Source organism: Micromonospora sp. WMMD998, from assembly GCF_029581235.1.
GTDB lineage: Bacteria > Actinomycetota > Actinomycetes > Mycobacteriales > Micromonosporaceae > Micromonospora.
The window spans coordinates 2577861-2603761 of record NZ_CP120740.1; the positions used below are offsets into that span (position 1 = coordinate 2577861).

The following is a 25901-nucleotide window of genomic DNA, read 5'->3' on the forward strand; positions in this document are numbered from 1 at the left end:
CTCCGGCCACCGCCGGCGTGGTCACGGTGATCGCGATGCGGGACCGGCCGGACGCCGCCGTCACCGGGCGGGGCAGCGCTGCCCCGCCCGGGGGACGGTGAGCGAGATCAGGTAGGCGTCGACGGCCGCGGTCACGCACCGCGTCTGCGGGTAGGCGGTGTGCCCCTCGCCCTCCCAGGTGAGCACCCGTCCCACACCGAGCATCGAGGCCAGCGCGGCGGTCTGCTCGTAGGGCGTGGCCGGGTCACCGGTGGTGCCCACCACCAGGATCGGCGGCGCGCCGTCCGCCCGCCCGGTCGGATAGGGGTCACGCCCACCCGGCCACTCCACGCAGCCGAGCATCCCCACCGCCAGCGCCGGGCCGAACAGCGGGTATTTCTGCCGCCACTGCGACTGCAAGGAGCGGACCTGCTCCCGGGTCGGCTTCTCGGCCTCGTCGGCGCAGTTGATCGCCAGGTTGGCGTCGAACAGGTTGGAGTAGTGCCCGTCGTCCGTGCGGCCCGCGTAGGCGTCGGCGAGCTTGAACACCCCCGCCGGATCGCCGCCCTGGAGGTCGTCGATCGCCTGGGCCAGCTCCTGCCAGCCCTGCTCGGTGTAGAGCGAGGAGATCACCGCGTAGAACACCCAGCCGGCGGTGGCCTCCCGGCCGCCCGCGCCGCGTACCGGGGAGACGTTGGCCTTGTCGATCGCGGCGGTGACCGCCCCGCGGGCGTCCGGCGCGATCGGGCAGCGGCCGGCGTTGGCCGCGCACCACCGGGAGAAGTTGTCGAACGCGCGCTCGAAGCCCTTGGCCTGGCTCTCCGAACCGGCGACGATCTGCTGTCGCGGGTCGACCGCGCCGTCGAGCACGAGCGCCCGCACCCGCTGCGGGTAGAGCTGCGCGTAGGTGGCGCCGAGCAGCGTGCCGTAGGAGTAACCCAGGTAGGTCAGCTTGTCGTCGCCGACCGCCGCGCGCACCGCGTCCATGTCCCGGGCGGCCTGCGCGGTGCTGTAGAGCGGGAGCTGGTCGCCGTACTTCGCGCCGCAGCGTTGCCCGATGCGCCGGTTGAGGTCGACGAAGCCGTCGAAGGCGGCCTGGCTCTCCGGGTCGGGGTCGTAGCCGAAGCTGGCGTCCAGGTCGGCGTCGGGGATGCACTTGACCGGGCTGGACCGGGCCACCCCGCGCGGATCGAAGCCGACGATGTCGAACCGGTCGGTGACCGCCGTCGGCAGGCCGCCGAACGCCGGGCCGAAGGAGAGGTAGACCGCGGTGTCCACGCCGGAGGCGCCGGGACCACCCGGGTTGATCACGAGCGACCCGATCCGGTCGCGCTGCTCGGCCGACCGGATCCGGATCAGCGCGATCTCGAACGTCTCGCCGGTGCCCGGCCCGGCGGTCGCGCCGGTCGCCGCACCGGCACCCCAGTTGCGGGGCACGGCGATCCGGGCACAGTCGTAGCGCATGCCGGAGGCGCCCCGACCGACCAGCTCGTCGGGCACCTCGGGGCAGGCCCGCCAGGTGGGCGCGGTGCCCGGCGGGGCCGCCTCGCCCTCGCTCTCGGCGCGCGGGGCGAACGCCGGCAGCGTGCAGCCGGCGGTGAGCACCACCGCCGCGACGAACGCGGCCAGCGCGGGCCGGATCCGGCGCGGCCGGGCGGGGAAGCGGGTCACGTGCACGCCCTCCATGATCGTGTCGACCGTCAGGCTACGCCCGGCCGCCGGCGTCGTTCACCGTCGCCGCCGGATCCCCGCGCAGCACCTCGTCGACGTCGTAGCGGATCGGGCGGTCGAGCTGGCCGTAGTCGCAGGAGCGCGGATCACGGTCGGGCCGCCAGCGCAGGAAGCGGGCGGTGTGCCGCAGCCGGTCGCCCTCCATCGCGTCGTAGGCCACCTCGACCACCAGCTCGGGGCGCAGCGGCTCCCACTCCAGGTTCTTGCCGCCGGTCCACCGGCTCACCCCGCCCGGGATGCGCTGGCCCCGCTCGTGGTCGCCGTGCGCCCACGGGTGCTCGCCGCCGACCTCGCGGTAGGGCTCCAGCTCGTCGAGCAGCTCCTTGCGGCGGGCCATGGTGAACGAGGAGCTGACGCCGATGTGGTGCAGCAACCCGTCGTCGCCGTAGAGCCCCAGCAGCAGCGAGCCGACCACCGGGCCGGACTTGTGCCAGCGGAAGCCGGCCACCACCGCGTCCGCGGTGCGGGCGTGCTTGACCTTGAACATCAGCCGCTTGCCCGGCTCGTAGGGCAGGTCGGCCGGCTTGACGATGAGCCCGTCCAGGCCGGCGCCCTCGAACACCTCGAACCAGCGCCGGGCGGTCTGCGGGTCGGTGGTCACCTGGGTCACGTGCACCGGCGGGCGGACCCCGGCCAGGGCCCGCTCCAGCCGCTCCCGGCGCTGCGGGTAGGGCCGGTCGATGAGCAGCTCGTCATCGAGGGCGAGCAGGTCGAACGCGACGAAGTCGGCAGGTGTGGTCTCGGCGAGCAGCTTCACCCGGGAGGCGGCCGGATGGATCCGCTGGGCCAGCAGCTCGAAGTCGAGGCGCGGCTGCCCGCCGGGACCGTCCCGGCGGATCACGATCAGCTCGCCGTCGACCGCGCACCGGGGCGGGAGCTGGCGACGCGCCTGCTCGACCACCTCGGGAAAGTAGCGCGTCATCGACTTGCCGCCGCGACTGGCCAGCTCGACCTCGTCGCCGTCGCGGAAGACGATGCAGCGGAAGCCGTCCCACTTCGGCTCGTAGGTCAGGCCGGGATCGCTGGGCAGCTCGGCCACGCTCTTGGCCAGCATCGGCTCGACCGGCGGGTTGATCGGCAGGTCCACGGCGACAAGTCAACCAGACCCCACCGACAGCCGTGAGGCAGATCACCGCCCGGCGGCGGGCGGCGTGTCCCGTCCCGGACCCGTTCATCACCCGCGACCGGATGGCGGAGGCGCAGGTCGGAGCTAGCGTCGCGGGGTGCCGGAGTGGAGCTGCGGATGCTGCGGTCGCTGGCGGGTCAGCGTGGAGCTGGTCCGGGGGCGCTACCGCTACCGGCTGGTGCACCGCTACCCGCCGGAGCACGGCGGTGGCGCGAACGTCGTCGGCGAGGTGGGCTCGGTGGCCGAACTGGAACGCCTGCTGCGGCGGTACGCCCCGGTCGGCCTCGCCGACCTGCGCGAGGCCGCCTGACGCGGATCGACGGCCGCCGGCCGCGCAGTTCGACCACCGCTCAGGCGTCGCTGCGAGCCGGAGTGACCTTCTCCAGCACCGCCAGGCGGTTGCCGTTCTCGTCCGACCGGTGCGCCACCACGAGATAGCCGCGCCGCGCGTACAACCCCAGGTTCTCCGCGCTGCGCGCGCCGGTGAACAGCGCGAACCGCGCCACCCGGTCGGCGCACGCCTGCTCGACCGCGGCCAGCAGCCGGCCGCCGATGCCGCGACCCTGCTGGTCCGGAGCGACCGACAGCCGGCCGACGTGGGCGGTGTCGCCGTCCACCCGGGCCCGCACCGAGCCGACCAGGCGGGCGCCGTGCCGGGCGACGAGCACCACGACCGGGCCGGACAGGGCGGCCCGGACCTCGTCCAGCGTCTCGGTCAGCGGGGGCAGGAACACGTCCCGGTAGCGTTGCGCCTCCACCAGGTAGGCGGCGCGCTGCACGGTGAGGATCTCACCGGCGTCCGCGACGACGGCGGGGACGACTGTCACGTCATCGGTCACCCGCTCAGCTCACCACATCCGCCCCGGGCGGTCGTACCCTGGCGGGTGTCCCCGTCCGAGGAGAGGTGGCCGAGGTGCCCGAGCTGACGTACCCCGAGGTGGGCGCGACCCGCGGCGGCGACCTGCCGGCCGGCTACCACCACCTGCGCCACCGGGTCCGGCTGCCGGAGGGCGCCTTTCCCACCGCGGCGGACGCGGTGCTCGGCTGGCGGCTGCACCGCGCCGCCGGCGTGGTGATGCGCGCCGACGCGCCGCGGGCCGCCCCCGGCGTGCGGGTCACGCCGGGACTCGGCGTCGGCCCGGCGCGGGTCTGGGGCCCGACTGAGGTGGTCTGGACCGTCGACGAGCCGGACCGGGCCGGTTTCGGCTACGGCACGCTGCCCGGGCACCCGGAGGTCGGCGAGGAGGCGTTCCTGGTCACCCGCGAGCCGGACGGGACCTGGTTCGAGGTGACCGCGTTCAGCCGGCCGGCACACTGGTACGTCCGCGCCGCCGGGCCGGTCACCCGGAGCTTCCAGCGGGTGTACGCCTGGTGGCTGGGGCGGACGCTGCGCCGGCTCGCCTCTCAGTAGCGGGCGAAGGAGCGGATCGGGGCGCGCGGCCCGTACCTCGGCGCCTGGATGCCGGCGGCCTCCAGCAGCACGCAGACCCGCCCCCGGTGCCCGGCGAACGGCTTCAGCAACGCCAGCATCCGGGCGTCGTCGCCACGCGGCTCCCCGGCCAGCGCCCAGGCCACCGTGTTCGGCACGTGGTAGTCGCCGACGCTCACCGCGTCCGGGTCCCCGTAGGCGATCCGGACCACCTCGGCGGCGGTCCACGCGCCGATGCCGGGGATCGCGGTGAGCCGGCGGGTGGCCTCGGCGGCGTCCGCGCAGCGTTCCAGCCGGTCCGCGACGGCGGCGGCGCGGCGCAGCGTGTCGGCCCGGCGCTGCTCCACCCCGAACGGGTGGAAGACCCAGTACGGCGTGGCTGCCACCGCGGCCGGCGCCGGCGGCAGCAGCAGCGGTTGCAGCGGGCCGGGCGCCGGCTCGCGGAAGTGCCGCACGGTCGCCGCGTACGCCCGGTACGCCTCCTTGCCGGTGACCTTCTGCTCGAACACGGCCCGCAGCAGGCGGGGGAAGACCTGGCCGGTGGCGGGCATCCGCAGCCCGTGGTGCGCCTGCGCCAGCCGGGCCACGAGCGGGTGCGCGGCGGCGAGCGCGGCGAACCCGGTCAGGTCGTCGCGTAGCCCGGCGACGCCGTCGGCGTGCTCGACCACCCAGGACGCCCCCGGGCCGTAGCCCTCGGCGACCAACTCGCCGGCCTCCGGGCGCAGCGCCAGCGTGGCCGGTCCGTCCGGGGTGCGGGTGGCCCACCAGAAGCTGCCGGCGGCGATCCGCGCGCACGGGTCGTACGGGCTGAAGGTCAGCGCCCGCACCGAGGCGGCCAGTCGGTAGCCGGTCGGCGGTCGCAGCGTCCGGCGGGCGTCGGGCGGGGTCACCCCGCCACTCTGCCACGTGGCCCCGCCGGCACGGACGACACCGCCGTGGGCGGTGGGCCCACGGCGGTGTCGGTCTGTCGGTGTGTCGGTGCCGGGAGGCGGGGCGATGCCGGTACGCCCCGCCTCCCGGGTCCACGACGGTGACCGGCCGCGCCCTCCCCGGCGGCGGCCGGCCACCGTGTCCGGTGCGGTCAGTACGAGTAGTCCGAGCCGCCGCCCGAGTCGCCCGAGTCGCTCGACGACGGGGGCGCCACCGCCTTCGGGGTGCCCTTCGGCAGGCAGGTCAGGTTCTTCTTGCCGTTGGGGTCGACGACGAACCAGGTGCCCCCGACGGCCTGGCCCTTCCACTGGCCGGGCTTCTTGTCGCCGATGTAGCGGTAGACCGGCCAGTCCCCGATGGTGATCTGCCGGGTGCCGTCCTGCCGGGTGACCGTGCCGATCTTGTCGTCGGAGACGCCCTGCAACTGCGGGTTGCCGTCGGTCAGCGCCGGCGGCCAGACCTCGGCGCACTTGTCCACGCAGTTGGACTGCGCGGGCTTCGACGAGTCCTTGTCGAACCGGTACAGCACCCAGCCGTCCTGGTCGGTGACGACCTTGCCCATCCGGGGCAGGGTCTTGCCGACCAACTGGTCGGTGAGCTTCACGTCCGACGGGGGTGCCGCCTGGTCGTCGGTCGGCACCTCGGGGGTGGCCGACGCCTCCGGCTCGGCCGCCGCGGTGGGTTCGGCCGCGGCGACGGCGACCGGCTCCGCCGCGCTCGAGTTCGCCCCGTCGTAGCCTGCTGGGGCGCAGGCCGTAAGTGCGACCATCGCGCTCGCGACGATGACGGTCGTCCGCTTGTGGTGTGCCACGTGCCCTCCTCGTTCTTGGCAGTTCGCCGAGTAGTACGGGCGGCGGCGCTGTCAAGGTTGAACGCGGAAGCGTGGTCCATTTCACAGTGGACCGATTGAACCGATCCCGCCCGCCGCGCGTGCGCCACCACGACGGGGCCGTCCGCACACGACGCGACGGCGCCGGGCGGTCTCGCCGCCCGGCGCCGTCGGCGCGGTGGATCTACAGGTCGGAGACGGTCACCAGCGGACTGGCCACCCCGTTGACGTCCACGGACTGCACCTGCACCTTCTCGATGTCGCCGAGCGGCGCCGAGGTGGACGCGGTCAGCTCCAGCCCGAGCGGATTCTGGTTGGTGCCGTACCCGCTGCCCGGCACCGACCAGGTGCCGACCACCTCAGTCGTGGCGTTCTTCCGCACCACGAGCAACCGGCAGGTGCGCGGGCCCGGCAGCCGGCTCAGTTGCACGGCGATCTGCGTGCCGTACTCCTTCTTCGCCAGCCACATCGTCGTCTTCACCCCGGTGCCCGCGTCGGTGGCGTTGTGCTCCTCGCCCTCCTGCTCGTTCCCGCCGACACCCGGCTGGTTCGGATCGACCGGTCCGCCGCTCGGCGCCGCCGTGGGCACGCTCTGTGTCGGCTCGGCCTGCGGCACCGGCGCCGAGTCGTCCCCGAGCATCCCGGCCGCGACCCCGCTCAGACCGCCGAGCACCACCACGGCCGCCGCGGTGGCGAGCAACTGCCGCACCCGGGTACGCCGCCGGTCCCGCCGCACCGCCACCAACGTGCGGTCCAGCAACGCCGGATCGGTGTGGGTCTGCTCCAACGCGGCCATCGCCTCGCCGTCGATGCCGGAGAGCATCCCCACCACCGGGACCATCGTCTCCAACTCGGCGGCACACGCCCAGCAGGTGGCCAGGTGCTCCTCGAACCGCTCCGCGTCCTGTGCGTCGAGCACGCCGAGCGCATATGCGGCGACGTCCATGTGGTCGGCCCGGCTCATTCCGTCACCCCCCTCTCCTGCAGAGCGGTGCGCAGCGCGCGCAGCGCGTAGTAGACCCGTGACTTGGCGGTGCCGAGCGGAAGGCCCAGCTCCTCCGCCGCCTCGGGGACGGTACGCCCCCGAAAGTACGTCGCCACCAGGATCTCCCGGTGCGACTGGCTCAGCGTCCGCAGCGCGTCCGCCACGGTCATCGTGCGCAACACCCGGTCGGTGCTGTCCGACTCGGCGAACGCGGTCAGGTCCCGGTCGTACGTCTCCGGTGGGCGGGCCTGCTCGCTGCGGTGCTCGTCGATGGCGATCCGCCGGGCCACCGTGACCAGCCACGGACGCAACGAGCCCTGGCCCTGCACACCCAGGCGGTGCGCGTTGCGCCAGGCCCGCAGCAGCGTCTCCTGCACGATGTCCTCGGCGCGCTGCCGGTCCCCACCGGTCAGTCGCATCACGAACATCAGCAGCGGGCCGGCGTGCTCGGCGTAGAGCAGGCGGATCAACTGGTCGGAGTGGCTGGCCTCGGCGGAGGTCGCCTGGTGGCGTCCGGGAGCGGGTCGCGGCGGCACCGGATCATTCTGGCGATCGGCGGGTCGGGCGTCGACCCCCCGATCCGAGCGCGCCGCCCGGGAGTGTGACTGCGCCCGGGCGAACATCCACTCGGGCCTCGCCACCTCGCCGTGCCAGCCGGCCGCCACCGCATGCATGCAGACCTCCGGTGTCCAATGACATCAGCCGGCCCCCCACGGGCATGGCCGCCCGGTGATACGCACCGGACCCACGAACGGATCAACGTTTGACAGAAAAAATTCCTGGCGGCGGCGGAGTGGAGTCGACGGCGTCCGCGTCGCGCACCACCGGCACGCCGCCGGCGAACCGGTCCAGCTCCGCGCCGGCCACCACCCGGCCGGGAAACCAGTCGCCGGCCGCGCGCCGGGCCAGCTCCGGCACCGGCGGCTCCACCCGGGACGCCACGAGCACCAGATTGCCGTACCGCCGGCCGCGCAGCACCGCCGCGTCGCCCACCAGGCAGGCCCGGGGCAACACGGTACGCACGGTGGAGACCTGCCCGCGGACGTGCCGCAACGGCGGGCCGTCGGCCACGTTCGCCAGGTACGTGCCGTCGGGCGCCAGCACCCGGGCCACCTCGGCGGCGTACTCCACCGACGTCAGGTGGGCCGGGGTGCGGGCGCCGGCGAAGACGTCCGCCACGATCACGTCGTAGCCGGCGTCCCGGCTCGACGCCAGCGTGGCGCGGGCGTCGGCCACCCGGACCCGCAGCCGCGGATCGGCCGGCCACGGCAGCTCCCGCCGCACCAGCTCCACCAGCGCGCCGTCCACCTCGGACACCCGCTGCGTCGAGCCGGGCCGGGTCGCCCGCACGTAGCGCGGCAGGGTGAGCGCGCCGCCGCCCAGGTGCAGCACCCGTAGCGCCGCGCCGGCGGGCGCGACCAGGTCGATCGCGGCGGCCAGCCGCCGCACGTACTCGAACTCCAGGTGCGTCGGGTCGGCCAGGTCGACGTGGGACTGCGGCGCGCCGTCCAGCAGCAGCGTCCACGAGCCGGGGCGGTCCCGGTCCGGCACCAGCTCGGCCCGCCCGGTGTCGACGTCGACCACCACCCGGTCGGTGTCGCGCCGCCGGCCCATCAGCGCCGCATCCCGCGCGCGGCCGACGTGAGCACCCGGTGCAGCAGCCGCGCGTCGCCGAGCATCCCGCGCAGCTTGCGCTCCAACCCGGCGATCGGCACCAAATTTTGCGGGGCGCGCGGGTCCTTGTACGGCGTCGACGCGAACCGGGGCAGCGTGACCAGCGACAGGTCGGCAAGCGCGATCGCCTCCGGCACGCTCAGCTCGGCCGAGCACTCCATCCGCACGATGCCCGCCCAGGGCGCCCCGGCGGCCACCGGCAGCCGCAGATACCACGACCAGCCGCCCCACGCGGTGCCCAACCGGAACACCGGGCAGCGCTGGCCCGGTGCCAGCCCGGTCACCACCGCGGTCAGCCGGGCGTCGAGGTATTGGCTGTGCTGCGTCTTGATGTAGCCGAGCGTGCGCGGCAGGTTCCGCCGGCTGCGCAGCGGACCGTCCACCACCAGCAGGTCGCCGTCGGCGCGCACCGCGTCCGACACGTCCACCTCCAGCGCGGTGAGCGGGCCCTGCACCGCGGCCGGCAGCTTGCTCAACTCGCCGGTGCCACCGACCCGGTGCACGGGGTAGCGGATCGTCCCGGCCACCACGTCCCCCGCCGACGGGCTGGCGGTGAACAGGCCCCGGCCCACCCGGGACCCGGCCAGCTCGGCGGCGCCCCGGTCCAGGTCACAGCGGACCACACCGGCCGCGTAGGAGGCGGCGATGCCGGGGAACGAGCCGCCGTCCTCCTCCGCCGTCCAGATGCTGGCGTCGATCCGGCGTACCCCGTCGACGAGCAGCACCACGTCCGGCGCCCGCACCCCCGGCCGGGGGCCGATGGCGCGCCAGTCGGTCACCGGCAGCTCGACGTCGGCCTCCACCTGGGCGCTGCTCGGCGTCGCCGGCCCGGCCCCGCCCGCCGCCTCGAACGACGCCCCGTACGCCGGATCCCACGTGTCGACGAAGAACCTGGGCCGTACGCTCACAGGCCGGTCCGCTCGATGCGGGCCGTGCGGGCGTCCTTGCGGACCTCGAAGCGGACCGGGATCCGCTCGGCCAGCGCCGGCACGTGCGTCACCACGCCGACCATCCGGTCGCCCCGGGCGGCCAGGTTCTCCAGGGTGGCCGCGACCGTGTCGAGCGTCGCCGCGTCGAGCGTGCCGAAGCCCTCGTCCAGCACGATCGACTCCAGGCTCGCCGCGCTCGTGGACATGCCGGCGAGCTGCTCCGACAACGCCAGCGCCAGCGCCAGCGACGCCTGGAACGTCTCCCCGCCGGACAGCGTCCGCACCCCGCGCCGCAGGCCGGCGTCGTGATGGTCGACCACGAAGAACTCGCCCTTGTCGTGGATCAGGTCGTACTGCCCGCCGGACAACTCGCGCAGGATCCGCGACGCGCCGTCGACAAGCAGGTCGAGCGCCTCGGTGAGCAGCCAGCGCTCGAAGTTGTTGGCCCGCAGGTGCCCGGCGAGCGCGCGGGCCACCCGCGCCTGGTGCTCGTGACCGGCCCGCTGCTCGCGCAACTCGGCCGCCTGCTCGCGGCGCTCGGTCAACCGGCGCAGCTCCGCCTCGGCCCGCTCCACCGCCACCGCGACGTCACGCAGCGGGTCGTCCGGCGCGTCCAGCCCGGCGGCGGTGAACGACGCGCCGATCCGGTCGGCCACCTCGGTCACCGCCCGCTCGGCCGCGTCGACCGCGTCGGCCAGCCCGCCCCGGTCGGCCCGTCGCCGCTCGGCCTGCTCGCCCGCCCAACCGGCGAGCGCCGCCCAGGCGGCGGCCACGTCGTCCCGGTCGGCGGCCGGCGGGCCGAACCGGGCCAGCCCGTCCCGCGCCGTGTCGAAGTCGCGCCAGGCCCGGCGCAGCCGGTCCTGCGCGCCGTCGAGCGTGCCCCGGGCCCGCCGGGCGGCCTCCCGGCCGGCCCGGACCGCGCCGGCCGCCTCGTCCAGCGCCGACCGCAGCCGGGCGTGCTCGGCGAGCGACGCGCGCAGTGCGTCCGGGGTGGCGGCGTCGGCGAGCTGCCCGTCGACCTCGGCCAGCCGCGCAGCCAGCCCGTCGTGTTCGGCCCGCACGCGCAGCAGCACCCGCTCCAGGTCACGGGCGGCGGTGTCGCGCTCCTGCACCACCCGCTTGGCGGTCTCGCTCGCCGCCCGCGCCGCCTTGCCGGCCGCGAGCGCCCGGCTCACCGCCGAACCCTTCGGCATCGCCGGCACGGCGGTGACCACCTGCTCGCACACCGGGCAGGGCGCGCCGTCGACCAGGTGCGCCCGCAGCGCCACCGCCTGGTCGGCCGCCTTCGCCTCCTCGTGCGCCCGGAACGCCGCCTCCAGCTCGGCCTCGGCCCGCGTCGCGTCGGCCCGCGCGTCGGCCAGCGCCGCCACCGCCGCGTCGTGCTCGACCCCCGCCGCGTCGACCGCGGCGCGGACCGTGGCCGCCTCGCCGGCCAGCCGCTCCCGCTCCGCGTATGCCCGCAGGTGCAGCCGCAGCGCGCTCTCGTCACCGGCGGCGGCCAGCTCGCCGCGCAGCTTCTCCTCCCGCTCCTCGGCCAGCCCGACCGCCGCGGCCGTCTCGTCGGCGGTCACCCGGGCGGCGGCCACCGCCCGAGCCAGCTCGGCGGTGCCGTCCGGCGGCCGGACCCCGGCCAGCACGCCCAGCTCGGCGTCGAGGGCGGCCAGCGCCGCGGCCCGCTCACCCGCCGTGGCCCGGGCCCGCTCCAGTTCCGGTACGGCCACGGCGACCGCGCCGGCCAGCTCGCGCACCACGTCGACCCGGCCCCGGGCGTCGGCCAGGCGCGCGTCGTCGACGTCGGTGAGGCCGCCGAGCATCTTGTCGACCGCCTCCAGTTTCGCCTCGGCCTGCCCGGCGCGCTCGACCGCCTTCTTCTGCACCCCCTCGTAGACGCCAAGCCCGAGCAGGTTGACCAGGATCTGCTGGCGGGTGGCCGGCTTGGCGTGCAGGAAGTCGGCGAACTGCCCCTGCGGCAGCACCACGCAGGAGGTGAACTGCTCGTAGGGCAGCCCGACCGCGTCGAGCACCGCCTGCTCCATCTCGGCCGGGGTGCCGGCCACCACGTCGCCCAGGTCCTCCGGGCTGAGCCCGGTGTCGAGCTTGGTGATGTCGAACCCGGGCGGCATGAGCTGGAGCCCGGCGTTCGTCGTCTTCACCGTGCCCCGGCCGTCGCGGCGGACCACCCTGGTGGCGACGTAGCGGTCGCCGGCGGACTCGAAGACCAACCGGACCCGCGCCTCGGTGGCCGACGGCGCCAGCGCGTTCGCCAACCCCCGGGCGCCACCCCAGCGCGGCACCGTGCCGTAGAGCGCGAAGCAGATCGCGTCGAGCACCGTCGACTTGCCCGAGCCGGTCGGGCCGACCAGCGCGAAGAAGTCCGCGTCGGTGAAGTCGACGGTGGTCTCCTCGCGGAAGACGGTGAAGCCGGCCATGTCCAGCCGCATCGGCCGCATCAGTGCTCAACTTCCTCGAGCAGCTCGTCGAAGAGCTCCCGCACGCCCTCGTCGGCGTGCCCGCGGCTGCCCAGGTAGTCGGCGAACAGCTCGCGCGGGGAACGACCGGCCCGCTGGGCGGTGCGGGTGCCGCTGCCCGGCGCCGGCATCAGCTCCGGGTCGATCCGGATCTCCAGCGCGCGGGGAAGCAGCTCCTGGACCTCCTCGCGCAGCCCGGCCCGGGGCTGCTCCCGGACGAAGACCCGCAACCAGCCGTCGGGTGGCTCGATCTCGGCGAGCTGCGCGAGGGTGCCCCGCACCGTGCGCAGCGGCACCGCGCCGGGCACCGGCACCTCCCGGATGCGCGCGGCGGTGGTCGCGGTCACCTCGACGATCGTCACCGAGCCGATGTTCTCCTGCTCGCCGAAGTCGACCGCGAGCGGGCTGCCGCTGTAGCGGATCGGGCAGGGGCCGATCACCCGCTGGGAGCGGTGCAGGTGGCCCAGCGCCACGTAGTGCGCGTTGCCGGGGAAGACGGTGGCCGGCACCGCGTAGCCGAGCACGGTGTGCGCGTCCCGCTCGCCGCCGCCGGTGCTCGCCCCGACCACGGTGAGGTGGGCGGTGACCAGGTGCACCCGGTCCGGCTCGGTGAAGCCCTCGGCCAGCTTGCCGAGCACCCGGCCGAGGTGGTCGGCGTAGGTCTGGTTGGCCTCGGCCGGGGTGAGCGCGTACATCTCCACCGCGCGGACGGCGTAGCGCTGGGAGAGGAAGGGCAGCGCGGCGACCTGCCAGCGCTCGCCGTCGCCGGTCACCCCGTCGACGACGTGCTCGGCCGGATTTTCCCGCACGCTGCCGCGCAGCGTGATGCCGGCGGCGTCGGCCCACGGCCGCAGCGCGTCGAGCGCCGCGCCGTTGTCGTGGTTGCCGCCGATGGCCAGCACGTCGGCGCCGGTGCGGCGCAGCGCGGTCAACGCGCGGGTCACCAGCCGGGTCGCCTCCGGGGTGGGCGCGGCGGTGTCGTAGAGGTCACCGGCGACGATCACCAGGTCCGGCCGCTCGTCGCGGGCGATGTCGATCACCTGGGCCAGGACCTGGGTGTGTTCCTCGGCCCGGGACTGCCCCTTGAGGACCTTGCCGACGTGCCAGTCGGAGGTGTGCAGGATCTTCATCTGGTGCCGCCTAGAACGGGATGTCGTCGTCGGAGGAGCCGGAGCCGACCACCGCGAACGGATCGGCGGCCTGGGTGATCGACCGTAGCGTCTCCGACGGGGCGCGGCCGGCCTCCGACACCCGGGTGGCCCACGCCGGGAACGGGAACTCCAGGCACAGCGGCACCGGGATGTCGGGCTGGTTGACGAACATGGTGCCCGGCTTGGCCAGCAGCGCCCGCTGCCGCTGGGCGGGCGGGAGGAAGCCGTATTCCGGGCGGGACGCCTCGGCCGGGTCGAGCCGGCCGACCACCCGGATCGCCGAGTTGGTGACGATCCGCCGTTCCACCTCGCTCGCCGTCTGCTGCGCGCCGACCAGGATCACCCCCAGTGACCGGCCCCGTTCGGCGATGTCGAGCAGCACCTCCTTGATCGGGGAGGACCCCTCGCGGGGGGCGTACTTGTTCAGCTCGTCGAGCACGACGAAGAGCAACGGCTTGGCGGTGCCCGCCTTCTCCTTGCGCTCGAACTCGCTCTTCAGCGTCACGCCGACCACGAAGCGCTGCGCGCGGTCCGGCAGGTTGTGCAGGTCGACCACGGTGACCTGGGCGCTCTCCGCGGTGTTGATCGAGTGCGGGCGGCGGGTGGCCAGATCCCCCCGGATCAGCCGGCCCAGGTCCTTCTTGCTGCCGATGAGCCGGCGGGCGAACGCGTTGACCGTGCCCAGCCCGACCGCGCTGCCGGCCCACTCGCCCCGGGTCTCGTCGTCGTTGAGCTGCTCGACGACGTGGTCGACCAGGTCGGCGTAGGAGCCGAGGCGGACCCCGTCGATGCTCACCCCGCCGTCGGCGGGCTGGGCGTAGCGGGCCAGGTGGGCGGCGACCGAGTGGACCACCATGGTGTATTGCTGGCGCTCGTCGTCGGCGTCGGCGAAGACGTAGGGCAGCAGGCGGTCGGCGCAGAACTCGGTCAGCGTCCAGTAGAAACTGTCCACGCCGGTGAGCCGGCTGCTCACGTCGGGCGTGCCGGACGAGTCACCGACCCGGGGCGGCGCGTACACCCGGACGTCGGGGAACGCGCCGGCGTCGAGGCCGAGCTTCGCGTACGCCGCGCGGGTCGGGTCGTCGAGCCGGCTGTTGGGGTGGTCGAGGAAGAGCAGGTCCTCGCCCTTGACGTTGAAGATCAGCGCCTTGGCGTTCACCGCGTCGCCGCCGAGCACCCCGGAGCGGAACACGGAGTAGAGCAGGAAGGTCGCGAAGCTGGTCTTGGTGGCGACGCCGGAGATGCCGGAGATGGAGACGTGCGCGCCCCGGGTGCCGTCGAGGAAGTCGGCGTTGAGGTAGACCGGCACGCCGTCGCGGCCCATCCCCATCGGGACCCGCCGTTCCATCCGGTCGAAGTGCAGCGCCCGGGCCCGGGCGTCGCCCTCGGCCCGGTGCACCACCGCGCCGGGGGTGGGCGGGACGTAGAACTCCGGGTCGACCCGGGTGGTGGTGATCTCGGCGGCCTCCTGCACCTGCGCCGGCAGCGTGCCGTCGGCGATGGCGAAGACGTCGGAGTCGAACTGCGCCCCCTCGTGCCGGGCGCGCACCTGGGTCACCACGCCGGCGATGGTCACCGGCTCGCGGTCGGGCAGGTCGCGCCGGGTCACCACCACGTCGTCGAGTTGCAGGTAGCTCCCCGGGGCGACGGCGGTCCAGAAGGTGAGCGGGGTGGCGTCGGCGGTGCCGAGCACCCGGCCGACACCCTCGCCGGGCCCGTCGATCTGGTCGTCGGTCATCGGCGGTCTCCGGTCGGCTGGTCGTTCCGGTCACGGCGCACGTCCTGCATCCTGCCCGAGGGATGCGACAGGTCGCCACGCGACGCGGCGGACGCCACGCCTGCCGGTCGCCACGCGGATCCGACCGACCACCGTGCGTGCGCACCCGCACCCTTGGCGCACCCGGATTCACGGAAAGAGGGCTCATCCCGACGGGCAAGGCCACGCTTTCCGTGAATCAGCGCGCGGTCGGAAGGGGGTCGCGGGCGTAGCGCAGCATCAGCACCCCGTCGGGGGCGGCGAGCACGTGACGCAGCGGGAGGTGGCGCGGCGGGCTCGCGGGGCCGGCGGTGATCCGGCCGGGACCGGCGCCGGCGAGCAGCGGCGCCACGGTCAGGCAGAGCTCGTCGACCAGGTCGGCCGCGGTGAGCGCGCCGAACAGGTGTGGCCCGCCCTCGCAGAGGAGCTGGCCCAGCCCGCGGCGGCGCAGTTCGGTCAGGCCGGCGGTCAGGTCGACCCGGCCGGCGCCGCAGCGGATCAGGTCGGCCACCTCGGTCAGGCCGGTGGGCGGCTCGGCGTCGGCCCGGGTGAGCACCAGCGGCCGGACCGGGGCGTCGGCGAAGCACGCCTGGGCCGGATCGAGGTCGAGCGAACCGGAGACCACGACGAGCGTCGGGAACTCGGCCAGCCCCCGGTCACGTCGCCAGGCCCGGCGCCCGGGGCTGAGCCGCACCGCGCGGTAGCCCTCGTGGCGTAGCGTGCCGGCGGCCACCAGCAGGCCGTCGCAGAGCATCCGCAGCAGCCCGAAGACGCGCTTGTCCGGCTCGCCGGAGAGCCCGGCGGAATAGCCGTCCAGGGTGACCGCGCCGTCCGCGCTGGCGACGAAGTTCAGCCGCAGGAGCGGGATGGGCGCGCGGCCGTAGAGCGCGGTGAGCTGCGGGTCGGTCAGCGGACCGGTGACGGGCGCGGGCCAGATCCGATCGATCGGGGTTCCGACGCTCATTCGCCGGCCGGACCGGTGACCGGCGGGGTGGGTTCGGGGGTACGGTGCTGGCAGTCGCACCACTTCCGGCCAGGACAGTCGTCGTGCCGCCGCTCCCGGCAGGCTCGGCAGATCATGCGGGCAGCCTATGCCGAGGAAGGACGGGACCACGTGCCGCGTCAGATCTTCCAGCTGATGGTGTCCCTGACCGGGGTCCGGCCGCCGCTCTGGCGGCGGGTGCTGGTGCCCGGCGGCTACACCCTGGACCGGCTGCACCGGGTGATCCAGCACGCGGTGGGCTGGCGGGACTGCCACCTGCACTCGTTCGACGTCGGCGGGCGGCAGTACGGCGAGCCCGACCCGGACGGCGAGTTGGCGCTCCGCGACGAGATGGACGTCCGGTTGGACGCGGTGGTGGGCAAGGGCGACCGGTTCCGCTACACCTACGACTTCGGCGACTGGTGGGAGCACGACCTCGTGGTGGAGGACGTCTGCGCCGCCGACCCGGACGAGCGCTACCCGGTCTGTGTGGACGGCGAGCGCGCCGCCCCGCCGGAGGGCGTGGGCGGCCCGGAGGGGTACGCCGTGCTGTTGGCCGCGCTCGCCGACCCGGCGCACCCCGAGCACCTGACCATGCGGGACTGGGCCGGCCCGGCGTTCGACCCGGCCGGGTTCGCCGCCGATCGCGCCACCACGTTGCTCCGCCGCTGCTGCTGATCAGCGGCCCAGCCGGGCGCGGATCAGGGGTAACGAAATGGGAACGCTCCCAGCGGCCTATTGACACCCCTGTTACCTGCCGGCAATCTCATGGGAGCGCTCCCGGGAGTGGCGTGGATCTCTTCCCCTGCCCGCTCCGGCACGAGCGACACGCACCCCCCACCACACAGATAACTCGCCTCACCACCGAAAAGAGGGGTCTGAAAGATGAGCGTCCCAATCCGCCGTCGGCAGCTCGCGGCCATCGCGCTCGCGTCTGTCGTGGTGCTCGGCACCGCGACCGCGTGCAGCGACGATGACTCGTCGAGCGGCGGCGACAGCGACGGCCCGGTCACCCTGGTCGTCGACGTCTTCGGCGATCAGGGCTTCGGTTACGAGGACCTGTACAAGCAGTACGAAGCCGAGCACAAGAACGTCAAGATCCAGGAGCGGGGCAAGGGCCTCGGCCTGAACGACTACAACACCCGCCTGACCCAGCAGATCACCGCCGGGTCCGGCGCCGGTGACGTGGTGGCCCTGGAAGAGGGCACCATCGTCCAGTTCTACGCCCAGGCCGACAAGTTCGTGAACCTCGCCGACCACGGCGCGAACGACCTCAAGGGCAACTTCCTGCCGTGGAAGTGGGAGCAGGGCACCACGCCCGACGGCAAGGTGCTGGGCCTCGGCACCGACGTCGGCAGCATGGCGCTGTGCTACCGCAGTGACCTGTTCAAGGCCGCCGGCCTGCCCACCGACCGCGAGCAGGTCGGCGCGCTCTGGCCGACCTGGGACGAGTTCATCGCCACCGGCCAGAAGTTCGCCGCCGCCGACAAGAAGCACAAGTTCGTCGACTCGGCGACCAACTTCTACAACGTCGTGCTGATGCAGATCGCGGGCCAGGGCACCGGCTACACGTATTACGACAAGAGCAACAAGCTGGTCATCGACCAGAACCCGGACGTGCAGGCCGCGTACCAGCTCACCACCAAGATGGTCGGCGCCGGGCTGTCGAACAACCTGCAGTCCTTCTCGAACGAGTGGAACGCCGGGTTCAAGAACGCCACCTTCGCCACCATCGCCTGCCCGGCCTGGATGACCGGTGTCATCAAGGGCCAGGCCGGTGACTCGGCGGCCGGCAAGTGGGACATCGCGAAGGCCCCCGGCAACGGCGGCAACTGGGGCGGCTCCTTCCTCGGCGTGCCGAAGTCGAGCAAGCACCAGAAGGAGGCCGTCGAGCTGGCCAAGTTCCTGACCAGCGCGCAGGGCCAGATCGGCGCGTACAAGGCGGTCGGCAACCTGCCGTCGAACCCGCAGGCGCTCACCGACCCGGCCGTGGCCGACTCGACCAACGAATACTTCAGCAAGGCCCCGGTCGGCAAGATCTTCGCCGCCGGCGCGAGCGAGCTGAAGCCGGTCTACCTCGGCCCGAAGAACAGCGCGGTGCGTACCGCGGTGGAGAACAGCCTGCGCTCGGTGGAGCAGGGCAAGTCGGCGGACGCCGCCTGGCAGGACGCGCTGAAGAACGGTGCGGCCGCCGGTAAGTGACCCGGTTGAGCCGCCCGCGGGTGGCGTCGGCAGCCCTGTGCTGCCGGCGCCACCCGCGGTGCCCGCAGAGCCCGGTGTCGCCCGAGTAGCGGGTGACACCGGCCGAGGAGAAGGACCTCCCATGAGCCTCGACCTGCACGCCACGGCGCCGCCCGAGCCCGGCCCGTCGCGCGCCACCCGCCCCGCGCACCGTCGCGCCACATCGACAAACAAGCTGGACCTGAAGTACTCGCCGTACCTCTACGTCCTGCCGTTCTTCGTGATCTTCGCGGTGTTCAGCGCCTATCCGATCGCGTACACGGTCTGGATCGCGCTCACCGACCGGTCGCCGCTGAACCCGACGATCTCCTTCGTCGGGCTGGACAACTTCGTCGAACTGATCACCAACGATCCGCAGTTCTGGAACGCGGTGGTGAACACCTTCGGCATCTTCGTGCTCTCCACCGTGCCGCAGTTGATGCTGGCGCTGATGTTGGCGAACGCGCTGAACCGGCGGCTGCGCGCGCAGACCTTCTTCCGGATGGCCATCGCCATGCCGATCATCACCTCGACCGCGGTGGTCGCGTTGATCTTCTCGATGATCTACGCGAAGGACTTCGGTCTGATCAACTGGCTGCTGGACAGCGTCGGCATGGACCCGATCGACTGGCGGGCGAGCCGCTTCGCCTCCTGGTTCGCCATCTCCACCATGGTCGACTGGCGCTGGGTCGGCTACAACGCGCTGATCTACCTGGCCGCCATGCAGTCGATCAGCAAGGACATGTACGAGGCCGCGGCGCTGGACGGGGCCTCCCGGCGACGTCAGTTCTGGTCGATCACGGTCCCGCAGCTGCGTCCCACGATCATCTTCACGCTGATCATCTCGACGATCGGCGGACTCCAGCTCTTCACCGAGCCGCTGATGTTCACCAGCGGCGCCGGCGCCCTCTCCGGTGGCTCCGAGGGACAGTTCCAGACCATCACGATGTACCTGCTCGACGTGATGAACCAGCGCTTCCGGTGGGGTTACGCCGGGGCGGTCGCGCTCGTGCTCTTCGTGCTCATCGCGTTGATGTCGACGGTCAACTACCTGCTGGCCCGACGCATCAGCTCCGACAAGTGAAGGTGACGAGATGACGACCACCACGCTCCGCCCGCCCGCCCGGCCGAAGGGGCCGGCGAAGGCCACCCACCAGGCCGAGCGGCTCTGGAAGGCCAGCCCGCTCACCTGGTTCGGGCTGGTCCTCGGCGTGCTCCTGTCGCTGTTCCCGTTCTACTGGATGATCGTGATCGCCTCGCGGACCAACGACGCGGCCAACTCCTGGCCGCCGCCGTTCCTGCCCGGTGGCAACCTCGGCGAGAACATCCAGCGGGTGCTCGACAACGGCGACGCCAACATCGTCAAGGGGCTGATGAACTCGTTCCTGGTCTCCGGGACGATCACCGTCGCCACGGTGTTCTTCGGCTCGCTCGCCGGCTTCGCGTTCGCCAAGCTGCGCTTCCGGGGCAAGAACGCGCTGCTGCTGATCATCCTCGCCTCGATGATGGTGCCGATCCAGCTCGGTGTGCTCCCGCTCTACATCCTGATGGCGAAGCTCGACTGGCTGAACACCATGCCGTCGGTGACCGTGCCGTTCCTCATCGGCGGCTTCGGGATCTTCATGATGCGCCAGTACGCGGAGCAGGCGGTCCCGAACGAGCTGATCGAGGCCGCCCGGGTGGACGGCTGCTCCACCTGGAAGGTGTACTGGCACGTGGTGATGCCCGCGCTGCGCCCCGCCGCCGCGGTGCTCGGCCTGCTCACCTTCATGGAGCAGTGGAACCAGTTCTTCTGGCCGTTCGTGGTGCTGGCCGACCCGTCCAACCCCACCGTCCAGATCTCGCTGCGGAGCCTCAACACCGCCTACTTCGCCGACAACTCGCAGATCTTCGCCGGTACGTTGATCGCGACCCTGCCTCTGTTCGTCGTGTTCGTTCTGTTCGGCCGCCAGATCATCGGCGGCATCATGGAAGGCGCCGTCAAGTCGTGAGCAACCCAGCCAGCCCGCCCGCCGTCGGCGTTCTCGACGAGGGCCCGGCCCTGACCTTCCCGCCCGGCTTCCTCTGGGGCGCGGCCACCGCCGCGTACCAGATCGAGGGCGCCGCGGCGGAGGGTGGCCGTACGCCGTCGATCTGGGACACCTTCAGCCACACCGAGGGTCGGACGGTGGCCGGGCACACCGGCGACGTGGCCTGCGACCACTACCACCGGATGTCGGACGACGTGCGGCTGATGGCCGACCTGGGGCTGCGGTCCTACCGCTTCTCCGTCTCCTGGCCCCGGGTGCAGCCGGGTGGCACCGGCGCGGTCAACCAGGAGGGGATGGACTTCTACCACCGCCTGGTCGACGAGCTGCTCGGCCACGGCATCGAGCCGTGGGTGACGCTCTACCACTGGGACCTGCCCCAGCCGCTGGAGGACGCCGGCGGCTGGCCGGCGCGGGACACCGCCGGAAGGTTCGCCGAATACTCGGCGCTCGTCGCCGACGCGCTCGGCGACAAGGTGAAATACTTCACCACGCTGAACGAGCCCTGGTGCTCGGCGTTCCTCGGCTACGGCTCGGGCGTGCACGCGCCGGGCCGATCGAACGGCGCGGACGCGGTCCGGGCCGGGCACCACCTGATGCTCGGGCACGGCCTGGCCGTGCAGGCGGTGCGGGCGTCCCGCCCGGAGGCGGAGCTCGGCATCACGGTGAACCTCTACCCGGTCACCCCGGCCAGCGACTCGCCGGCGGACGCCGACGCGGCCCGCCGCATCGACGCGCTCGCCAACCGCTTCTTCCTCGACCCGGTGCTGCGCGGCGCGTACCCGGCCGACCTGGTCGCCGACCTGCGCGGCGTCACCGACTTCGGGCACGTCCGCGACGGTGACCTGGCGACCATCTCCACCCCGCTGGACATGGTCGGGATCAACTACTACAGCCGGCACGTCGTCGCCGCCCCGGTGGAGGGCACGGAGCCGGAGCCCTACTGGCGGGCATCGTCCTGCTGGCCGGGCAGCGAGGCCGTCCGGTTCGTCACCCGGGGCGTGCCGGTCACCGACATGGACTGGGAGATCGACGCCCCGGGCCTGCTGGAGACGCTGGAGCGGGTCCACCGGGAATACACCGAGCTGCCGCTCTACGTCACCGAGAACGGCTCGGCGTTCGTCGACACGCTCGTCGACGGGCAGGTCGACGACCCGGACCGGCTGGCCTATTTCGCCGCGCACCTGCGCGCGTCGCACGCCGCGATCGAGGCCGGAGTGCCGCTGAAGGGTTACTTCGCGTGGTCGCTCATGGACAATTTCGAGTGGGCCTGGGGCTACACGAAGCGGTTCGGCATGGTCTATGTCGACTACGACAGCCAGGCCCGGATCGCGAAGTCCAGCGCCAGGTGGTACGCCGATGTGATCCGACGTAACGGCCTGGCCGCACAATAAGCTGGGCCAGCCAGTAACGGGCGGCCCGGTGCCGGGGGCCTCAACCGGTGCCGGGTCCGCCCGACCGTCGGAGGAGCACAGACGATGACAACGCAGCGCACCCGCTCGCTCGGGCGCCCGACCCTCGACGCGGTCGCGGCGCGTGCCGGCGTCGGGCGCGGCACGGTCTCCCGCGTGGTCAACGGCTCGCCACAGGTCAGCCCGGAAGCCCGGGCCGCCGTCCAGCAGGCCATCGCCGAGTTGGGGTACGTGCCCAACCGGGCCGCCCGGGCGCTTGTCACCCAGCGGACCGACTCGGTCGCCCTGGTCGTCTCGGAGTCGGGGGAGCGGGTCTTCACCGAGCCGTTCTTCGCGGCGATCGTCCGGGGCGTCAGTTCCGGGCTGCTGGAGACGCCGATGCAGCTCTGGCTGGCCATGGTGCAGTCGCCGATCGAGCGGGAGCGGGTCGAGCACCACCTGACCAACCAGCACGTGGACGGCGTGCTCCTGCTCTCCCTGCACGACGCCGACCCGCTGCCCACGCTGCTGGAGGAGCGCGGCCTGCCGGCCGTGCTCGGTGGCCGGCCGGCCCGGATGCTGCACCCGAACGCCCAGCCGGCGTGGTTCGTCGACGTCGACAACGTCGGCGGCGCCCGGCAGGCGGTGGAGCACCTGTTCACCCAGGGGCGGCGGCGGGTCGCCACCATCGCCGGCCCGCAGGACATGGGCGCCGGCCTGGCCCGGCTCTCCGGTTACCGGGAGGCGGTGCGGGCCGCCGGGTGCGCGGTCGAGGCGGGCATGATCGCGTACGGGGACTTCAGCGAGGGCAGCGGCACCGCCGCCATGCGCCGGCTGCTGGACGCCTGCCCGGATCTGGACGCCGTCTTCGTCGCCTCCGACCTGATGGCCTTCGGCGCGTTGCGCGCGCTGCGTGAGGCCGGTCGCCGGGTGCCGGAGGACGTCGCGGTGATCGGCTTCGACGACGCCCCGGTCGCCCGGCAGGCCGAGCCGCCGCTGACCACGGTGTTCCAGCCGGTGGAGGAGATGGGCCGGCAGATGACCCGGATGCTCGTCGCCCGCATCCGTGGCGAGGACGTGCCCTCGCCGCACGTCCTGCTGGACACCGAACTCATCCACCGCGCCTCCGCCTGACCGTCGGGCACTCAGGACCAGCGGCGCAGTTCGCGCCGGGCCAGGGAGGCGCGGTGCACCTCGTCCGGGCCGTCGGCCAGGCGCAGCGTGCGGGCCTGGGCCCAGAGCGCGGCGAGCGGGGTGTCCTGGCTGACGCCCGCGCCGCCGTACGCCTGGATCGCCTTGTCGATCACCCACTCGGCCATCGCCGGGGTGGCGATCTTGATGGCCTGGATCTCGGTGTGCGCGCCCCTGTTGCCGACGGTGTCCATCAGCCAGGCGGTCTTCAGCACCAGTAGCCGGGCCTGCTCGATGCGGACCCGGGACTCCGCGATCCACTCCCGCACCACGCCCTGCCCGGCGAGCGGGCGGCCGAACGCGACCCGGTCGAGGGCGCGCCGGCAGAGCAGCTCCAGGGCCCGTTCGGCCATGCCGACCAGCCGCATGCAGTGGTGGATCCGGCCGGGCCCGAGCCGGGCCTGGGCGATGGCGAAGCCGGTGCCCTCGGCGCCGACCAGGTTCTCCACCGGCACCCGGACGTCGGCGAAGTCGATCTCGGCGTGCCCGCCGTGCGGGGCGTCGGAGTAGCCGAAGACCGTCAGGCCGCGTCGCACCGTCACGCCCGGCGTGTCCCGGGGGACCAGGATCATGCTCTGCTGGTGGTGCCGCTCGGCGTCCGGGTCGGTCTTGCCCATCACGATGAGGATCTCGCAGCGCGGGTCCATCGCCCCGGACGACCACCACTTGCGGCCGGTGACGACGTAGTGGTCGCCGTCGCGGACGATCCGGGTGGCGATGTTCGTCGCGTCGGAGGAGGCGACCTCCGGCTCGGTCATGCAGAACGCGGAGCGGATCTCCCCGGCCAGCAGCGGCGTCAGCCAGCGTTCCCGCTGCGCGTCGGAGCCGAACTCGGCGAGCAGTTCCATGTTGCCGGTGTCCGGCGCGGCGCAGTTGAGCGCCTCCGGGGCCAGGTGCGGGCTGCGGCCGGTCAGCTCGGCCAGCGGCGCGTACTGGAGGTTGGTCAGGCCGGCGCCGTAGCGCGCGTCCGGCAGGAACAGGTTCCACAGCCCGCGTGCCCGGGCCTCGGCGGTCAGCTCGGCCAGCACCGGTGGACGGGCCCACGGGTCGCCGGCCGCGGCCACCTGAGCGTGGTGCACCGGCTCGGCCGGGTAGACGCACTCGGTGAGGAACGCCTCCAGCCGCTGCCGCAGCTCGGCCGTCCGGTCGTCGTACGCGAACTCCATCTATTTCTCCCGCACCGCGTGCAGACCGTGCGCGACGAGCGGCGCCACCATCTCGCCGATCCGGTCGAAGCCCTCGCCGAGGGTCTGCCCGAGGCTGTGACGGTAGTGGATGCCCTCGCAGATCACCGCCAGCTTGAAGCAGCCGAGCGCCACGTGCCAGCGCAGCGGGCCGACGTCGACGTCGCTGCGGTCGGCGTAGCGGTCGATCAGCTCGGCCCCGGTCGGGAAGCCGGCCCGGGGACCGAGGCCGTCGGCGACCGGGTTGCCCTCGGCGTGGTCGCTGCCGCCGAGCACGTCCCAGTAGGTGAGCAGCAGGCCGAGGTCGGCGAGCGGGTCACCGAGCGTGGCCATCTCCCAGTCGAGCACGGCCCGTACCGTCACCGGGTCGACGGTGGCGAGGAGATTGTCCAGCCGGTAGTCGCCGTGCACGATCCGGCCGGCGTTCGCGCCCTCCGGCACGCTGCCGGCCAGCGCGTCGCGCAGCTCGTCGACGCCGGGCAGCGGGCGGCTGCGGGAGCGGTCGAGCTGGCCGGCCCAGCGGCGGACCTGCCGGGACAGGTAGCCCTCCGGCCGGCCGAAGTCGGCGAGCCCGACCTCGGCCGGATCCACCCGGTGCAGCGTGGCGAGCGTGTCCATCATCGCCATGGCCAGGTCACGCCGCTGCCCGGCGGTGAGCGCGTCGGTCTGCCCGCGTCGCCGATAGACCTCGCCGTCGACCCTGGCCATCAGATAGAACGGGGCGCCGATCACGCTGTCGTCCGGGCAGAGCAGGAGCGGCTCGGGGACCGGCACCCCGGTCGGGGCCAGCGCCGAGATCACCCGGTGTTCCCGGGCCATGTCGTGCGCGGTGGCCAGCACGTGCCCGAGCGGGGGGCGGCGCAGCACCACCTCGCGGTCGCCGGCCCGCAGCAGGTAGGTCAGGTTGGACCGGCCACCGGCGATCAGTCGCGCGGACAGCGGCCCGGCCAGGTCCGGCCGGTGCGCGGCCAGGTGGGCGGCGAGCCGGGCGAGGTCGAGCCCGGGTGGCGTCGGACCGGTCGGGGGTCGGGCGGCGTCGACGGCCGGATCGGTCATCCGGATAGTTGATGGCAGCTCAGCTTTGTTGTCAAGGTCGGATTTTCCCGGCGGGACATGCCGCCGCAACGGGGTCGAAATGGTCACCCGGCAGGCTGGGGCCCAGCCTGCCGGCGGCTGCCGGCCCGCCGAGCGGAGGGATCAGACATGCTGCTGCGAGTTCGGGTGACCCTGCCGGACCGACCGGGCACGCTCGGCCAGGTGGCCCGGACACTCGGCGTCTCCGGCGCCGACATCGTGCAGGTGGTGGTGCTGGAGCGGCTCGGCGGGCGGGCGGTCGACGACTTCACCGTGGTCTGGCCGGGCGCGGCGCGGGTGGAGCGGCTGCTCGCCGGGCTGGCCGCGATCCCCGGCGTGCGGGTGGACGGGGTGTGGCGGGCGATCGGCGCGCCGACCACCACCGGCCAGGACGCGGAGCTGCTCGCGCAGGTGGCGGCGAACCCGACCGACGGGGTGGCCACGCTCGTCGACGCGGTGCCGGGGCTGCTCGCGGCGGACTGGGCGGTGGCCGCGGTCGTGCCGCTGGACTGGGCGTCGCGCAGCGGCGGGGCCGGCTCGGCCACGGTCGGGCACGCGAGCTGGCGCGCGCCGACGCCGCCCCGGCTGCCCGAGGTGACCCCGTTGCGGGCCCGCGCCATGACCAGCCCCCAGCGGCACCACTACGCGGTGGCGCCGTTCGGCCGGGCCGGCCTGGTGCTCGTGGTCTCCCGCGACCACAGCGAACCGCTCTCGGCGGCCGGGTTCCACTCCACCGAGGTGGACCGGCTCGCCCAACTCGTCCGTGCCAGCGCGGTGATTCTGGGCGACCGGCTCGACCTGGTGGGCGCGCCGCCGGTGACCACCATCACCTGAGCCGGGGCGGA

Annotated in this window: 24 protein-coding genes; 9 read left to right on the forward strand and 15 right to left on the reverse strand. The window is 73.7% G+C overall.

The window, feature by feature from the left end; genetic code table 11:
- Positions 1-60: 60 nt before the first annotated feature.
- Together O7619_RS12180 and O7619_RS12185 are read right to left on the reverse strand one after the other, a co-directional pair.
- A complete protein-coding gene (locus O7619_RS12180; protein WP_282288796.1) occupies positions 61-1650 on the reverse strand; it encodes an alpha/beta hydrolase in 1590 nt (529 codons plus the stop codon).
- A 34-nt stretch (positions 1651-1684) separates the two neighbouring features.
- Positions 1685-2797 (reverse strand): ATP-dependent DNA ligase, encoded by a 1113-nt coding sequence (locus tag O7619_RS12185; RefSeq protein WP_282287729.1) that lies wholly within the window; start codon positions 2795-2797, stop codon positions 1685-1687.
- A 136-nt stretch (positions 2798-2933) separates the two neighbouring features.
- On the opposite strand from O7619_RS12185, the gene O7619_RS12190 reads away from it, so the two are divergent.
- Complete coding sequence (locus tag O7619_RS12190; protein ID WP_282287730.1) at positions 2934-3146, forward strand: hypothetical protein; 213 nt, start codon at positions 2934-2936, stop codon at positions 3144-3146.
- Between the two features lie 40 nt (positions 3147-3186).
- On the opposite strand, the gene O7619_RS12195 is transcribed toward O7619_RS12190, so the two are convergent.
- Positions 3187-3675 (reverse strand): GNAT family N-acetyltransferase, encoded by a 489-nt coding sequence (locus tag O7619_RS12195; protein ID WP_282287731.1) that lies wholly within the window; start codon positions 3673-3675, stop codon positions 3187-3189.
- Between the two features lie 74 nt (positions 3676-3749).
- On the opposite strand from O7619_RS12195, the gene O7619_RS12200 reads away from it, so the two are divergent.
- Positions 3750-4247, forward strand: coding sequence for a DUF1990 domain-containing protein (locus tag O7619_RS12200; protein ID WP_282287733.1), 498 nt, complete (start codon positions 3750-3752; stop codon positions 4245-4247).
- Here O7619_RS12200 and O7619_RS12205 read toward each other — a convergent pair.
- From O7619_RS12205 to O7619_RS12250, 10 genes are all read right to left on the reverse strand, one after another.
- A complete protein-coding gene (locus O7619_RS12205; RefSeq protein ID WP_282287735.1) occupies positions 4241-5155 on the reverse strand; it encodes a DNA-3-methyladenine glycosylase 2 family protein in 915 nt (304 codons plus the stop codon). The genes O7619_RS12200 and O7619_RS12205 overlap by 7 nt on opposite strands.
- Positions 5156-5346: 191 nt before the next feature.
- A complete protein-coding gene (locus O7619_RS12210) occupies positions 5347-6006 on the reverse strand; it encodes a hypothetical protein (RefSeq protein WP_282287736.1) in 660 nt (219 codons plus the stop codon).
- 202 nt (positions 6007-6208) lie between these two features.
- The gene (locus tag O7619_RS12215) at positions 6209-6988 is read right to left on the reverse strand and encodes a zf-HC2 domain-containing protein (RefSeq protein ID WP_282287737.1); all 780 of its coding nucleotides are present in this window, start codon (positions 6986-6988) and stop codon (positions 6209-6211) included.
- Entirely contained in the window at positions 6985-7683 is a 699-nt protein-coding gene (locus O7619_RS12220; RefSeq protein WP_282287738.1) for a sigma-70 family RNA polymerase sigma factor, read from the reverse strand. The genes O7619_RS12215 and O7619_RS12220 overlap by 4 nt, the downstream gene beginning before the upstream one ends.
- Positions 7684-7765: 82 nt before the next feature.
- A complete protein-coding gene (locus O7619_RS12225) occupies positions 7766-8623 on the reverse strand; it encodes a fused MFS/spermidine synthase (RefSeq protein ID WP_282287740.1) in 858 nt (285 codons plus the stop codon).
- Positions 8623-9591 (reverse strand): hypothetical protein, encoded by a 969-nt coding sequence (locus O7619_RS12230; protein ID WP_282287741.1) that lies wholly within the window; start codon positions 9589-9591, stop codon positions 8623-8625. The genes O7619_RS12225 and O7619_RS12230 overlap by 1 nt, the downstream gene beginning before the upstream one ends.
- Complete coding sequence (locus tag O7619_RS12235) at positions 9588-12062, reverse strand: SMC family ATPase (protein ID WP_282287742.1); 2475 nt, start codon at positions 12060-12062, stop codon at positions 9588-9590. Before O7619_RS12235 ends, O7619_RS12230 begins: the two co-directional genes overlap by 4 nt.
- A complete protein-coding gene (locus O7619_RS12240) occupies positions 12062-13210 on the reverse strand; it encodes an exonuclease SbcCD subunit D (RefSeq protein ID WP_282287743.1) in 1149 nt (382 codons plus the stop codon). Before O7619_RS12240 ends, O7619_RS12235 begins: the two co-directional genes overlap by 1 nt.
- Positions 13211-13220: 10 nt before the next feature.
- Complete coding sequence (locus O7619_RS12245) at positions 13221-14969, reverse strand: ATP-binding protein (protein WP_282287744.1); 1749 nt, start codon at positions 14967-14969, stop codon at positions 13221-13223.
- Between the two features lie 217 nt (positions 14970-15186).
- The gene (locus O7619_RS12250; protein WP_282287745.1) at positions 15187-15951 is read right to left on the reverse strand and encodes a pyrimidine reductase family protein; all 765 of its coding nucleotides are present in this window, start codon (positions 15949-15951) and stop codon (positions 15187-15189) included.
- A gap of 150 nt (positions 15952-16101) precedes the next feature.
- On the opposite strand from O7619_RS12250, the gene O7619_RS12255 reads away from it, so the two are divergent.
- The 6 genes from O7619_RS12255 (at position 16102) to O7619_RS12280 (ending at position 22741) form a co-directional block, all read left to right on the forward strand.
- On the forward strand, positions 16102-16647 hold the full coding sequence (locus O7619_RS12255; protein WP_282288798.1) for a plasmid pRiA4b ORF-3 family protein: 546 nt from the start codon (positions 16102-16104) through the stop codon (positions 16645-16647).
- Between the two features lie 207 nt (positions 16648-16854).
- Positions 16855-18171, forward strand: coding sequence for an extracellular solute-binding protein (locus tag O7619_RS12260; protein ID WP_282287747.1), 1317 nt, complete (start codon positions 16855-16857; stop codon positions 18169-18171).
- A gap of 121 nt (positions 18172-18292) precedes the next feature.
- Positions 18293-19273, forward strand: a complete 981-nt coding sequence (locus O7619_RS12265; protein ID WP_282287749.1) for a sugar ABC transporter permease — start codon at positions 18293-18295, stop codon at positions 19271-19273.
- A gap of 10 nt (positions 19274-19283) precedes the next feature.
- The gene (locus O7619_RS12270) at positions 19284-20180 is read left to right on the forward strand and encodes a carbohydrate ABC transporter permease (protein WP_282287751.1); all 897 of its coding nucleotides are present in this window, start codon (positions 19284-19286) and stop codon (positions 20178-20180) included.
- Positions 20177-21610, forward strand: a complete 1434-nt coding sequence (locus O7619_RS12275) for a GH1 family beta-glucosidase (protein ID WP_282287752.1) — start codon at positions 20177-20179, stop codon at positions 21608-21610. Before O7619_RS12270 ends, O7619_RS12275 begins: the two co-directional genes overlap by 4 nt.
- Positions 21611-21694: 84 nt before the next feature.
- A complete protein-coding gene (locus O7619_RS12280; protein WP_282287754.1) occupies positions 21695-22741 on the forward strand; it encodes a LacI family DNA-binding transcriptional regulator in 1047 nt (348 codons plus the stop codon).
- An 11-nt stretch (positions 22742-22752) separates the two neighbouring features.
- Here the strand turns inward: O7619_RS12280 and O7619_RS12285 are convergent, their stop codons facing one another.
- Complete coding sequence (locus O7619_RS12285) at positions 22753-23964, reverse strand: acyl-CoA dehydrogenase family protein (RefSeq protein ID WP_282287756.1); 1212 nt, start codon at positions 23962-23964, stop codon at positions 22753-22755.
- A complete protein-coding gene (locus O7619_RS12290) occupies positions 23965-25038 on the reverse strand; it encodes a phosphotransferase family protein (RefSeq protein WP_282287758.1) in 1074 nt (357 codons plus the stop codon).
- Between the two features lie 147 nt (positions 25039-25185).
- Here O7619_RS12290 and O7619_RS12295 point away from each other — a divergent pair, with 147 nt between their 5' ends.
- Positions 25186-25890 carry an amino acid-binding protein gene (locus tag O7619_RS12295; protein ID WP_282287762.1) on the forward strand — a complete coding sequence of 235 codons (705 nt, stop codon included), beginning with the start codon at positions 25186-25188 and terminating at the stop codon, positions 25888-25890.
- Positions 25891-25901: the final 11 nt, after the last annotated feature.

What these genes read in the sequence shown, in the direction of transcription:
- O7619_RS12215 (WP_282287737.1), bottom strand. Translation starts at nt 6,988, where the DNA reads ATGAGCCGGGCCGACCACATGGACGTCGCCGCATATGCGCTCGGCGTG.
- O7619_RS12220 (WP_282287738.1), bottom strand. Translation starts at nt 7,683, where the DNA reads ATGCATGCGGTGGCGGCCGGCTGGCACGGCGAGGTGGCGAGGCCCGAG.
- O7619_RS12225 (WP_282287740.1), bottom strand. Translation starts at nt 8,623, where the DNA reads ATGGGCCGGCGGCGCGACACCGACCGGGTGGTGGTCGACGTCGACACC.
- O7619_RS12235 (WP_282287742.1), bottom strand. Translation starts at nt 12,062, where the DNA reads ATGCGGCCGATGCGGCTGGACATGGCCGGCTTCACCGTCTTCCGCGAG.
- O7619_RS12240 (WP_282287743.1), bottom strand. Translation starts at nt 13,210, where the DNA reads ATGAAGATCCTGCACACCTCCGACTGGCACGTCGGCAAGGTCCTCAAG.
- O7619_RS12245 (WP_282287744.1), bottom strand. Translation starts at nt 14,969, where the DNA reads ATGACCGACGACCAGATCGACGGGCCCGGCGAGGGTGTCGGCCGGGTG.
- O7619_RS12250 (WP_282287745.1), bottom strand. Translation starts at nt 15,951, where the DNA reads ATGAGCGTCGGAACCCCGATCGATCGGATCTGGCCCGCGCCCGTCACC.
- O7619_RS12260 (WP_282287747.1), top strand. Translation starts at nt 16,855, where the DNA reads ATGAGCGTCCCAATCCGCCGTCGGCAGCTCGCGGCCATCGCGCTCGCG.
- O7619_RS12265 (WP_282287749.1), top strand. Translation starts at nt 18,293, where the DNA reads ATGAGCCTCGACCTGCACGCCACGGCGCCGCCCGAGCCCGGCCCGTCG.
- O7619_RS12270 (WP_282287751.1), top strand. Translation starts at nt 19,284, where the DNA reads ATGACGACCACCACGCTCCGCCCGCCCGCCCGGCCGAAGGGGCCGGCG.
- O7619_RS12280 (WP_282287754.1), top strand. Translation starts at nt 21,695, where the DNA reads ATGACAACGCAGCGCACCCGCTCGCTCGGGCGCCCGACCCTCGACGCG.
- O7619_RS12285 (WP_282287756.1), bottom strand. Translation starts at nt 23,964, where the DNA reads ATGGAGTTCGCGTACGACGACCGGACGGCCGAGCTGCGGCAGCGGCTG.
- O7619_RS12290 (WP_282287758.1), bottom strand. Translation starts at nt 25,038, where the DNA reads ATGACCGATCCGGCCGTCGACGCCGCCCGACCCCCGACCGGTCCGACG.
- O7619_RS12295 (WP_282287762.1), top strand. Translation starts at nt 25,186, where the DNA reads ATGCTGCTGCGAGTTCGGGTGACCCTGCCGGACCGACCGGGCACGCTC.